General features: G+C 46.0%; 11 protein-coding genes. 8 read left to right on the top strand and 3 right to left on the bottom strand.

Features of this window, described 5'->3' with window-relative positions:
* The coding region (locus tag AC1DVJ_RS24715; protein WP_477594357.1) for a hypothetical protein at nucleotides 1-465 on the top strand (465 nt) is incomplete at its 5' end.
* Nucleotides 466-568: 103 nt separating this feature from the next.
* Here the strand turns inward: AC1DVJ_RS24715 and AC1DVJ_RS24710 are convergent.
* From AC1DVJ_RS24710 to AC1DVJ_RS24700, 3 genes are all read right to left on the bottom strand, one after another.
* Nucleotides 569-1,561 (bottom strand): metallophosphoesterase family protein, encoded by a 993-nt coding sequence (locus AC1DVJ_RS24710; RefSeq protein WP_477594359.1) that lies wholly within the window; start codon nucleotides 1,559-1,561, stop codon nucleotides 569-571.
* Between the two features lie 46 nt (nucleotides 1,562-1,607).
* Entirely contained in the window at nucleotides 1,608-1,751 is a 144-nt protein-coding gene (locus tag AC1DVJ_RS24705; protein WP_477594355.1) for a hypothetical protein, read from the bottom strand.
* Between the two features lie 154 nt (nucleotides 1,752-1,905).
* Nucleotides 1,906-3,294: an extracellular solute-binding protein gene (locus AC1DVJ_RS24700; RefSeq protein ID WP_477594353.1), complete on the bottom strand. Its 1,389-nt coding sequence runs from the start codon at nucleotides 3,292-3,294 to the stop codon at nucleotides 1,906-1,908.
* 183 nt (nucleotides 3,295-3,477) lie between these two features.
* Here AC1DVJ_RS24700 and AC1DVJ_RS24695 point away from each other — a divergent pair, with 183 nt between their 5' ends.
* The 7 genes from AC1DVJ_RS24695 (at nucleotide 3,478) to AC1DVJ_RS24665 (ending at nucleotide 12,781) form a co-directional block, all read left to right on the top strand.
* A complete protein-coding gene (locus AC1DVJ_RS24695) occupies nucleotides 3,478-4,407 on the top strand; it encodes an ABC transporter permease (protein WP_477594350.1) in 930 nt (309 codons plus the stop codon).
* A gap of 15 nt (nucleotides 4,408-4,422) precedes the next feature.
* Entirely contained in the window at nucleotides 4,423-5,310 is an 888-nt protein-coding gene (locus tag AC1DVJ_RS24690) for a carbohydrate ABC transporter permease (protein ID WP_477594348.1), read from the top strand.
* Between the two features lie 117 nt (nucleotides 5,311-5,427).
* Nucleotides 5,428-7,050 (top strand): type 2 periplasmic-binding domain-containing protein, encoded by a 1,623-nt coding sequence (locus AC1DVJ_RS24685; RefSeq protein WP_477594346.1) that lies wholly within the window; start codon nucleotides 5,428-5,430, stop codon nucleotides 7,048-7,050.
* 152 nt (nucleotides 7,051-7,202) lie between these two features.
* Entirely contained in the window at nucleotides 7,203-8,456 is a 1,254-nt protein-coding gene (locus AC1DVJ_RS24680) for a DegT/DnrJ/EryC1/StrS family aminotransferase (protein WP_477594344.1), read from the top strand.
* A 24-nt stretch (nucleotides 8,457-8,480) separates the two neighbouring features.
* Nucleotides 8,481-10,211, top strand: coding sequence for a polysaccharide deacetylase family protein (locus AC1DVJ_RS24675; RefSeq protein ID WP_477594342.1), 1,731 nt, complete (start codon nucleotides 8,481-8,483; stop codon nucleotides 10,209-10,211).
* A 16-nt stretch (nucleotides 10,212-10,227) separates the two neighbouring features.
* Nucleotides 10,228-11,445: a DegT/DnrJ/EryC1/StrS family aminotransferase gene (locus AC1DVJ_RS24670; RefSeq protein WP_477594339.1), complete on the top strand. Its 1,218-nt coding sequence runs from the start codon at nucleotides 10,228-10,230 to the stop codon at nucleotides 11,443-11,445.
* A 43-nt stretch (nucleotides 11,446-11,488) separates the two neighbouring features.
* Nucleotides 11,489-12,781, top strand: a complete 1,293-nt coding sequence (locus AC1DVJ_RS24665) for a neutral/alkaline non-lysosomal ceramidase N-terminal domain-containing protein (RefSeq protein WP_477594337.1) — start codon at nucleotides 11,489-11,491, stop codon at nucleotides 12,779-12,781.
* Nucleotides 12,782-12,899: the final 118 nt, after the last annotated feature.

Raw genomic sequence — 12,899 nt, 5'->3', positions numbered from 1 at the left:
ATTCTAAGCAAAAAAAACGGTAAGATTGTTGAATTGGTTAATAAAGAGGATGTTTATAGGGGAGACATTTTCTTTGAGAATGGAAGATTACTTGAGAAAAGAGATAGCCGATATTCAGAATGGGTGCTCAAGAATGGACGATTATCTTTGATTCCATATACGATTCCTAAGATTCCTGGAGCTCTACGAATTGAATATGCGATTCTTCCAGATGGCCGTGTAAAAATTGAAAAGAATCACTTTACAGCACCAGTTGGAACCATTGTTCAAACGATCAGAACCGATTTTAATGAAATTAGGGAGCTAGGATTTATCGATGGAACTAAAGATCATTCAACGATTATTAAATATCTAGATAACTACAAACAAGCGTTTAAAATAGTTGAACGTGGGACAGTCGAAGTGAAAATCGTGCCTGATCTCGATTGGTCTAAAGCGTTTACATTTACGATCGAAGCCAAATAAATATGGAGTTGGGGTTCATCCTTAATTTGAATGAAGTAGCTCGAGCAAATGAAAAAGAACCAGTCACTTTATTCGTGGCTGGTTCTTTTCCGTATAAAACCTCTTACAGATTTACGATATAATCAGCCTCTGGGATCCAGGTTTGGGTGTAAAAATCCCGTCCCCGAATATGGACACGATCCTCGTACACCGCAATAACCAAGCCCTCCGAACGATTTCCTTGAATCGGCTGGTCGTTGCTGTCATAAGGGTAACTCACTGAGGAACTATTGACCATCGTGAATACATCCCTGATAAGTGTAGAAGGCAACCGCAATTCCCAGTGGGTATGCCCTGTAAGAAAAATGACTTCCGGGTAAACGGACAAGATCATTTTTAATTCGTTTTGCTGCACAACACCCCTTGCTAGACTTCCTGAAACTGTGCCTTGTAAAGGCTGATGAAGAAACACGAACATTGGCTTGTTCGGGATATAGTTTTCTTGAAGCTTACTTTGCAACCAGCTTAACTGCACCGAGGATAACCAGGCATCTTCATTAATGGCCGGATCGGATTGTTTGTATTTTTCGGAGCCTAAGAAAATGAAGTGATAGCCTTGAATCCAACGATCGTAATAAACGCTCGACCTTCCTGTGTAAGACAGAAAACGTTCTATGGAGGCTTGGTCCGATTCACCATTGGGGAAAGTGCTTGGCGACCAGTCCGCCGCAGATTGGTAATAAGCTTTGTAAAATTCGTGATTGCCGATCGTATAGCAGATTTGCTTCGAAAGCGGATGCTTCTGTAGGATAGAAGTTAACATCGCATAATCATTGGATCGTCCATCGCCAAGATCTCCGTTGATCACTAAGGCGTCCAGATTGGGGTTCATCTGATACAAATCCACTAACGCAGCGTTGAATTTGCCTTGAGCTTGCGTATCCCAGTATTGAATGTGAATATCGCTGACAACGGAAAAGCTTAAAGATGGAGATTGGCTGGCAGCTTTTCTCAGTTCGTCAGCAAGACGGTGGATCTCATCCTTTTCATTTTGGGATTTGACGAGGTTCCAACGGGGAAGAAGAAAGGATTCTATTATTTTGACAGCATCTTGCATACGAAGCACCTGCACCATCCCCCTCGACATCAAAATCCTATGTCTATTAGTCTTGAGACTGACCTGAAGCTAATCTCAACTCATTTGCAAGTCGGTGAATTTCATCTTTATCCTCTTGAGAGCTTACAAAATACCACATCGGACTCAAAAAGGTATCAATGATTTTATTGGCATCATCCGGGCTTAACACATGTCTCCCCTCCCAACATAAGGCTGTCCAACTATTACTAGCATATGTAGAATCCAGCTTCAATGAAATGAGTAAGGCACACATTTTATAAACGGGTTGTAAGCATGAGAAAAACGCAAGCCTAAGTTAGCTTAGGCTTGCGTTTTTTAATGTTTTATCTGCTTACCGCTTTCTTTCGTGGAGAAAGAATCTTATGTAACCGTCTTGCACATTCATCGGCAGATTCCATCCCTTCCCAATACAGCATCATCTCGTTGTTAACTTCTTGCATCACTTGATTATCTGAGATCGTTTCATGTTGGTAGTAAGCATCATGTAATTGACCGTTTGTGATATGGAGCGACTCGAGGTCATGTCGATCCCAATGCTGCTCGTTAATCGGATGTAAAACCGAGAGGAAACGCGACTTACCTATTTTATCTTGAACCTCTGGACTGCACGCCGTCTGAAGAAACTGGATCGCCAGCTCACGTTCGGTGCTTGCGGAATGAACCATAAGTGCATTCGCGATGAGCAGTGTTTTAGGTGATTCGCCAAATGGCATCGGCGCGAATTTGGGCTCAAACGGCAGCTTACCGCCAAACCCGGCAAGTTCGATTGTCGTTGTCAGCATCATGGCAACCTGCTCGCTTTGGAACGCTACGCGGTGCAGCTGCATGTGAGATAACAGCGCGCTTCGTTTCCGATAAATCATATCGTGCATGAATGTGAGTGTGTCTAAAAGAGCTTTCTTATTCGGCTTATTAAAGTCAACGCCGTTCTGCATGGCGATCACATTCCATCGGTTAAGTGTAGAGGGTAGTGAAAAACCATAATTATCAATTATACCATCTTGATTTGTATCAAAAGTTAGTTGTCCAGCAGTGTCAATAAACGCTTCCTTATTCCATCCGTGACGAGGCGATTCAATGTTGTATTTGTCGAACATACGCGGATTATAAGCGAGACAAATACCCGAAAATGTGACAGGAATCGCTTTGATGCTGCCGTCCTTGCGGAATCCGTCATGCAGCTTAGGATACATACTAGTCAATTCATCGTCCATAATCCGATCTAAACTAACGAATTCGTCCATCGATTTAAGCTCTTGGAAGATCCCATCCGTGATGATACAAATGTCTGGCTGAATGCCCATTTCAATGCACTTGTGAAGTGATTCCCAGAATTGAGCAATGGGAAAGCTGAGTAGTTTAATGTCGACGTCACGGTGCTGCTCTTCGAACGTCTCGCAGATGAACGGCAAGCAGTGGTCGACAAAGTAGGAGGGAGTAATCGTCAAAATGCGCAATACCTTCCGCTTCGATTTCCGAACGGTGACGTTAGGGGAGACGAAGGTTCCGAGTCCAGCCTTCTTCACAACAAGCCCTTCCTTCAGCAGGAGGTCAAGCGATTTCCGAACGGAGCTGCGGCTGAGCTCGTAATATTTGCTTAATTCGTTCTCTGACATGAGGAACTCATCTTTCTTAATAAAACCAGAAAGAATTTGCTCACGTAGGATATCGGTCAAGGAAGAATAGCAATATTGGTCCTTTTTTCTCATCATAATAATCGCCACCTATTTGCGCAGTTGTATGTATTCTAAACAATATCTGGGTAATATACAACATAAAAAAGTGGGAAACAACAAGGGTTTGAGTCAATTTAAAGACAATAATTAAACATGTATAGCACTTGTATTTTTTTGGGTTTATAAATTATAATGGGATTGTAAACGGGGGGTGACCACATGGCTTCCATCGCCAGTACAAAGTCAAATCGTGTTTTTCGAAAAGTATATCGATACCGATGGTTCTACCTGTTAATGGCCCCAGGCCTGTTGTACTTCCTCATCTTCCGCTATATCCCGATGGCTGGGTTGCTCGTCGCTTTCAAAGATTACAGCGTCACCAAAGGCATCTGGGATAGTCCCTGGGTCGGTTGGAGCAACTTCGAAACCATCTTTCGTTCACCCGATTTTCTTCGTCTCATGACCAATACACTCCTCATCAGCGTATACCGACTCGTATTCAATCTACTTCCTGATCTCATTCTCGCTTTGCTGCTCAACGAAATTCGCGTCATTTGGTTCAAAAAAATCGTGCAGACGATCACGTATGGTCCGTACTTCTTATCCTGGGTCATCGTATATGGATTGGTGTACTCGTTTTTCTCACCTGGCACAGGACTCGTCACGACGTTCTATCAAAATATGGGGTGGGGCGAGCTCAATGTGCTTGCGAACTCTGACCTCTTTCGGCCGCTTATTATTCTGACCGACGTTTGGCGAAATACAGGCTTCGGCGCTATTTTCTTCCTCGCAGCTCTTGCGACAATCAATCCTGAGCTTTATGAGGCTGCCGTTGTAGATGGGGCAGGTCGTTGGAAGCAAATTTGGCATATTACGCTGCCCGGTGTCCGCGAAGTGTTCATCTTGCTGCTCATCTTGCGGCTAGGCACCATTCTCGATGCAGGCTTCGATCAAATTTATGTATTTCTCAATGCGCGGGTAACGAATGTCGGAGATATTCTTGATACGTGGATATTCCGCAGAATCATTGAGCAGAGCGATTTTAGCATTCCTGCAGCAATGGGGGTATTTAAATCAGTCATTGGGTTTGTGCTCGTGATTGCCGCTAACCGAATCGCGAAAAAATTAGGTGGTTCGGGAATTTATTAATAGGTGGTGGAACATGTGACATATGCGGTACATAAGTCCAAATCTGATCGCGTAATCGATGTCATCATTTATGTCTTCCTTACGCTCTGTTGTTTATCTGCGGTGTTCCCGCTGTACTTTGTGTTCATCGAGTCGATTACTCCCTATAAAGAACTGATTCGTAACGGAGGCTTCGTTCTTTTCCCAGAGCAAGTGACGCTGCAGGCCTACCGAGCAATCTTCGGCAGCAAGCTTGTGCCGGATGCACTTAAGATATCGGTAGTGATTAYGRTCATTGGCACATTTTTAAGTCTTATGGTCACGATTTGTCTAGCCTATCCACTTTCGAAGAAGGATGTACCTGGAGGAAGATTTTTTCTACTAGCGATTGTGTTCACAATGCTCTTCAGTGGCGGCATTGTACCTACCTATCTGGTCGTGAAGGGCATGGGGTTGATCAATTCAATATGGTCTCTCATTATCCCTACACTCGTCTCACCGTTCTACATGTTTATTATGCGCACTTACTTTATCAATTTCCCTACGGAGATCGAAGAGTCGGCGAAAGTAGATGGATGTGGGGATGTTAGAACATTATTCCAGCTCGTAATCCCCTTATCCATGCCGATTATCGTCACGATTGGTTTATTCTATGGCGTGATTCAATGGAATTCCTACTTTAATGCCATATTGTATCTGTCAGATCGTGATTTGTATCCGATTCAGGTCATTCTACGCAATATGATTGTTACGTCTAGCGTGAGCCAAGAGTTGAACACGAATCCTTCTGTTATTCAAACGCTGCCGCCAGAYACGATCCGAATGGCTACGGTTGTGGTGACGACGCTGCCTTTGCTGGCGATCTATCCGTTTATCCAGAAATATTTTATAAAAGGAATGCTTGTTGGTTCCATCAAAGGGTGATCCGGCTCCACCAAACGGCCATGAAAGGAGTGATGCCTTGTTTTGCTTCGTTTCAGTCATACAGGCAACCAGAGTAGACTTGTGAATGAATTCGAGTATAAATGGGAGGTCGTTTGCATGAAATTGCATAAACAAGTAGCATTCGGCGTAATCGCCAGCATGGTCGTGTTAAGTGGATGCTCGAAAGACGATTCTACGGCTACACCATCCGCATCCTCATCAACCTCAGCCGCACCTGAAACGGCAGCAGCTACGAAAGCGCCGCCGCTCACATTGAATTGGTTTACATTCGTCCCGACTAACGATGTGTCGTTACCTTCGCCTGATAAAGACTACATTCGTCAAGCGATTGAGCAAAAGTTCAATGTCAAACTGAACATGGAATATGGTGTCCCTGGAGAAGACCATAAGACCAAAATTAACCTAAAAATTTCCTCCGGCGCTACCCCTGATATGTTCCAAGCCGACGGTGCCCAAACGAATCAATTTATTATCGATAAAGCAGTCGCCGATCTGACCCCCTACGTAAACCCGCAAACGATGCCCAACTACTACAAGTGGGTAACCCCAGAAATTATTTCACGCTACCAAGTTCAAGAAGTCTTTATGCGTGCTCCTGTTCCTTATGAAAAACAGCTTTACCAATCGTATTATGTGCGCAAAGACTGGCTGGATAAGCTTGGCTTGAAGGTGCCGACGAATTATGACGAAATGATCAATGTGATGAAAGCATTCACGTTCAATGACCCTGATGGCAATGGTAAGAATGACACTTACGGTTTCACTACTTTCGGAAACGGAATTGGCGTTTCGAAACAATTTCCGGAATGGTACAAAAATGGACTAGGGATTGATCTCTGGTATGATCAAGCGAACGGTGAATATGTAGATCCGCAATCCGACATTCGGGCGGGGAAAGTGCTCGATGATATACGTGCAACAATGGCTTTAAAAATAGTGGACCCTGACTGGTTTTTAGCTAAACCAGGGCAAGAGCTCGAGAAAGTAGAAGCAGGGAAAGCAGGGATTTTCCAAAGCCTGCTGCGCACAGCAGCATTTGATAACGTAGCTACGAGCGTGAAGAAGAAGACGATCGATATCAGCGGCGTAAAAACGGCGGACTTCGTGCCGTTCCACATTATGCCGGATGCGGTTAACTTTGCAGCATTGCCAGGTGTTCCGTTCTTGTTTGGCGCCAAAACACCGCCAGAGAAAATCAAGAAAAGTATTGAGATCATGGATTGGCTGGCTGGTCCAGAGGGCTACTTGCTGTCACACTATGGTAAAGAAGGTACCAACTACACGAAAAGTGGCAACACCATTACCTTAATTCCTGATGCGATAACCAAAGATAATCAAGCTAACGGTAATTTCTTCGATGTGTACAGCTCCATCTTTGCTTATGGTGTGCAAGATCCGAGTCCAATTGGTCTGACAATTATCGATCCACGCGAAACCGACCATGACCGAGCCATCATCGAAAAGCTGAAAACCTATAAGTATCCTGTACTCGGCACGAATGTCGCCCCTCCTCCAGGCTTTGATATAGGCGCATTCCGTACGCAAATGCGTGCGTATATGGTGAAGATCCTCTTTGAAGAGAAAGACGCAAGCAACTGGCCGAAATATCGGAAAGAACTGATGACCACATACCATGGTAAAGAGATTTTCGATAACTATGCGAAAACAATTTCGCAAGTGTTTAAAACGCCTGTCGTGTTTAAGTCCGAGAATCCGTAAGAAGTAATTCCGTAATCGGTTGTGTTTGGTGTTCGCACACGCCTCCCGTGTTGTCATGGTGAAGCACAGGKGGCGTTGTGTGAATTTATATGTGATTATTCCTATTGAAATAAACAAATTCAATCCTATTTAAACACGAGAGAGGGTTTGGCATGAGCATAGAACAGTTAGCCATTCTCGGTGGATMTAAAATCAAAACGACTCCTTATGGAACCGGTAAGCGATTCGGAGAGGAAGAGGTCAAAGAGCTTGTCGAAGCGCTTGAACAAAATACACTTTTTTATCATTCCGGTCGTAAGGTAAAGCAGTTTCTTGAACGGTTTAATGTACTTTATGGAGTAAAACATAGTGTCGCCACCTCATCGGGCACGGGGGCTCTTCATGTTGCGATCTGTTCGGCAGGTATTAGCGCTGGAGATGAAGTAATTACAAGCCCGATCACGGATGCGGGCTCGATCATCGGCATTTTGTATCAGAATGCAATTCCAATATTCGCTGATTTGGATCCACATACGTACAACATGACGGCGGAAACAATCAGAGCACGCATAACACCGAGAACGAAAGCGATCATCGTCGTGCATTTAGCGGGCAATCCCGCTGACATGGATCCGATCAAGGAAGTAGCTCGAGAGTACGGATTGATTGTCATTGAAGACTGTGCGCAGAGCTATATGACTTCCTATAGAGGACGTTTGGTTGGAACAATCGGAGACTATGGCTGCTTCAGCACCAATGACTATAAGCACATTTCGACGGGAGATGGAGGCATTGTCGTCGTAAATTCGTCTGAAGAGGCGGATTATCAAAGGACGCATGCATTTGCTGACAAAAATTACAGCCGATTCGGTAATCAAGTTTCGCGAGAGATGCGCTTACTAGCCCCGAATTACCGGATGACGGAGCTTCAAGGTGCTGTTGGCATCGCACAGCTATCCAAATTAGCATGGATCTGTGATAGGCGTAACCTGTACGGTGACGCTATTACGTCCGGCATTCAGGACTTGCCGGGAATCATTCCACATCAGGTGACGACTGATGGTCGATGCACGTATTGGTTCTACATGTTTACGATCGAGTCTGACTTACTCACGTGTTCGCGAGATGAGTTCGCCGAGGCGCTTCAAGCTGAAGGCATTGAATGCTCTGCTGGCTATATCCCTCGCCCTGTGTATATGCAGCCTTTATTTCTAAATAGGGAAGCGTATACAGGCAGTCATTATCCATTTGATCTAACAGATATCGAATATGGTGAAGGGCTCTGCCCTACAGCCGAACACATTTTGAAGCATGCGATTCGAGTGACTGTCAATGAATTTTATAGTGAACAAGATATCGATGACATAATTGCAGGTATTCGGAAAGTGGCGGCTCATTACAGGGAGTCTGGCTTGGAAGTCGTGTAGCCGACAGCGGATGGAGGAATAGATATGAAGATGGCCAAAGTCGGTGTGCTCGTTGAAAGCGAGATGGCAGCACGCAAATGGAAATATGGTCTTAATGTATTTGAGAAATATGTAGAAGAAATATTGCAGCATGTCGGCATATCGTATCGATCTGTATCCAAGCTTGATGCGGTTAGTTTGCAAGAATTCGATATTCTCATTGTTGCTTGTTCCCAAGAAAATGGTTCGAAAGCATCCATATTGTGGTCGTATGCAGAGCAAGGCGGCACCATAATTTCATATGGGGGTATCAATGCTTTAGCCATCCAATTTGGGTATATCCAGTCTGGGGAAACAGGCCCCGGCTACGCAGAAATAGTGCCGACTCGCTCTGGACAGCCAGGCGCGCTGCGGTTTTTATCCGCCAACCCTTGGATAGAAGCTGGTGATACGACACTGGAAGCAGCTGTACACTGCACTTATCGCCCTGCGGGGACAATTAAGCTGGGGCGACCTGATGGTCCTGCAATAGGCCCAGCGCTTCAATCGTTTGATGTTGGCTTAGGAAGCATTCATCGCTGGACAGTCAATATCCCGTTAACCATTGTGCACATGCAGCAAGGCACGGGACCTGTTCTGGATGATGGCGTACCAGCTGACGATGGGAGCGCAAACGTCAATGAGGATATTTTAAAAGCAGATGATCGCATCGCCATGGATTGGAAATTGGACCGCGTGCATACGGAAACAGGTATCCCTTACTTCCCGTGGCCTTATGCGGATTACTGGAGAGAGGCACTGCTGCGGCATGTACTGCAATGTGCGCTTGATAAGGATATGACGCTGCCGTTTACCGGGTATTGGCCAGAGGGAATCAGCCAAATCGCGACTATTTCTCATGACAGTGATTTGAATCAGGATGAACATGCTCTTGCGACGCTTAAGCTGCTTGATGAATGCCAAATTCAGACAACCTGGTGCATGATTGAACCTGGCTACAGTTCTCATATTTATGAAGAGGTGAAGCAAGCAGGTCATGAGCTCGCCTTCCACTATAATTCGTTGGAAAAGGACAATGGCAAATGGGACGAAGAGGAGTTTAACCGTCAATTTAGCTGGGTGAAGCACGCGACAGGCATGGAACAGATGACGACGAATAAAAATCATTACACACGTGTGGAAGGCTGGGGCGAGCTGTTTCAATGGCTTGAACGGAACGGGATTTCGAGCGATCAAACGAGAGGCCCTAGCAAAAAGGGGAATGTTGGCTTCTTATTCGGTACCTGTCATCCTTATTTTMCTATCGCCTTATTTGACGAGAAGAATCGCTTCTATGATGTACTAGAGGTTGGGTTTCAAACTCAAGATCTAGATCTKGGGCATCTGGCTGACAATACGGTAATTGAACCGTTTTTGCAGCAAGCATTAGCAGTGAACGGTGTTGCGCATTTTCTGTTCCATCAGGTGCATATTTATACACGTGAAGAAGTAAGGGATGCGATTCGAATGCTCGTTGCAAAAGCAAGAGAGATGGGCTTCACGTTCTGGAAATCGAAGCAAATTCAAGATTGGACGCGATTACGCAGATCGGTTCGGATTACCGCATGTGAGGAAGACGGAAATGTAGAGCTGCAGTCTGACGGGGCGGTTGCGGGACTTGTCATTTGGGTACCACTTCTGAGTTCTGAAGCATTCCTTCCTGATGGTGGACATGAAAAGCAATTCGGAATCCCATGCCGTAAAATCGTAATGAATGTAAATGTTGAAGTTTCATAAAGGATGAGGTGAGAACATGGAGAAGCTGGCACTAGCGACGGATGGCGGTACACCTGTTAGGACGGACGGATTCCCTGCTTGGCCGATATTCGGCGAATTAGAAGAGAAGCTCATTCTCGACGTCATTCGTTCTGGCAAATGGGGTGGTACGGGTACCGTTCTTTCACCGGAGTATACACCGAAGCTCCCTGAGATGGAACGTCGATTCGCGGAGCTGCATGATGCGGCACACGCAATCAGCGTCGTGAATGGCACCGTAGCCATTACAGTTGCCCTGCAAGCGGCTGGAGTTAAATCAGGCGATGAGGTCATCGTACCTCCGTACACTTTCATCGCGACGGCAGCAGCGGCACTTGCATATGGCGCTATTCCTGTCTTTGTAGATATTGAAGAGGATACCCTGCTGCTCGATCCAGAGAAGATTGCTGCTGCAATCACCTCAAGAACGAAGGCTGTTATCCCCGTTCACATCGCTGGTGCTCCGGCGAACATGATTCGGATCAACGAAGTGGCTGCGGCTCATAAGCTTCGAGTGATCGAGGATGCGGCTCAAGCTGTAGGTGCGAGCTGGGAAGGGCGAAGCGTTGGTGCTATCGGCGATTTCGGAACATTCAGCCTGCAATCAAGCAAAAACCTGAACAGCGGTGAAGGGGGCATCATTCTTACCAATAATGAGGAGCTGGCGGACATCGCATGGTCCTTATGCAATGTCGGCCGTTCGCGAACTGGCGCATGGTATCAGCATGATCGCATCGGGCAGAATTACCGAATGACTGAGCTGCAGGCGGCTATCGTCCTTGCACAAATGAGCCGTTTGGAAGCGCAGATGCAGCGTAGAGAAACGAATGCGGTGCTGCTCACAGAACTGTTGAACCAAATTGACGGTATTACTGTGGTAAAAGCAGATCCACGCATCACAAGACATGCTCATCACTTATATATGTTCCGTCTTGCATCTGAGGTTACAGATCGGATTGAGAAGACAGATTTCATTCGTAAAGTGAATGCGGAAGGTATTCCTATTAACTTCGGCTATGTACCGCTAAACCGAAATGAAGCGATTATGAAAGCTACGCGAGAATTGATAGGGGAAGACAGATCGTATGCTTGTCCAATCAGCGAACGGCTTAGTGATAAAGAGGTCTTATGGCTTGGACAGAATGTACTGCTCGCCGATGAGCAGGCTATGCATGACATTGCAGCGGCCATCCGAAAAGTAATAGCATCGTATTAAGTCCTTATTTTTTATAAATTACATTCTCAGGGGAATGGTGTCTATGGTACCGAAGCCGACATTTCAACTAGGGGTAAGTAAAATAGATATTACACCTGATTTTCCTGTCCCGCTCGCAGGGTTTGCTGTTCGAAGTGAGCTTGGCGCTTTTGATGGGATCTCGCATCGATTGTTTGCACGTATTTTCGTCTTTGTAACAAGTGGGGAAGACAGGAATGGGGAAGGGTCGGGGGAAGAAAAGGCCGTACTGATTTCTGCGGATTTGCTGTGGTGGGGGAGCGATCGCGTACCTGCACTCAAGCGGCGTATTCATGAAAGAGTTGGCATATCGGAGGATGCAATTCTCCTGCATGGAACCCATTCGCATTCCGGTCCRCAAACGAGCAGCTTGTTCACTTCGTACCTAGGTGTTATGGACGAACGCTACGTAGACATGATGGAGAGTCTCGTTATAGAAGGGGTAGAAGAGGCATTACTTCAAGTCGAGCCTGTTCGGATCGAACAAGGCATCGGGACCTCTCCGCTTGGGATTAATCGGCGGGGCGTTACGAAGTCGCCACCGGAGACGGGCCCCGTTGATCATGAGCTAAGTGTCGTTCGTTTTGTGAAAGGGGACGGGAGCACGAAGGGACTACTTGTTCATTATGCATGTCACCCTGTCATAACACGGGATAATTTCGTGTCTTCAGAATATGTGGGTGTTGCCATGGAGATCGTGGAGCAAGCCGCGGGTGATGGCGCAATAGCTGCCTTCCTGCAGGGAACATGCGGTGACATTAATCCTGGTGACAGAACGCAGGTCATACGGGGGGATAATGAGGTTGTCATGCAAATCGGTAAAGCTTTCGCTAATTGCGTGATAGAAACACTTCATAAACCACTTTGCTATTTAGCGCCTTGCCATGTGCAATGGAATAAAACAGTGATTGCATTACCGCTATTATCGCTGCCAGAGCGACGGCAGCTTGAGATTACAGCCATGACGCCAGGTGTGCTTGGCGAGTGGAGCAGCCTCATGCTGGACCGATGGGACAGCTTGTCTTCTAGCATACCGCTTGAGCTAACCGTGCTGAAGCTTGCAGTGGGTCTTTCACTTATCGGTATGAATGCCGAAGTCGTGGTTGAGTACGGACTTTTTATCAAGCGAATAACAGAAGGAAGCGTGCTGCCGATTGGGTATACGAATGGCATGTTCGGCTACATCCCCAAAGCTTATCAGCTAGTAGAAGGTGGATATGAGACGCACGATTCGACTTTTTACTTTGCAATGGCTGCGAGCTTCGACAGTGCTGTCGAGTCGACAGTGAAAGAAGCGCTGATTCAGCTGCTTACCTGATCCAGACACGAAGCATGTGAGCGACGCCATTTCTTCTATATCTCTATATCAAGCCACAATACGATTATAAAGGGTGCTCCTCCAATGTATGGGGGGCACCCGTTTTCTTTATGTTTTA

The sequence above is a fragment of the Paenibacillus sp. P4_A9 genome (assembly GCF_056402415.1).
This window is presented reverse-complemented; position numbering and strand designations above follow the sequence as displayed.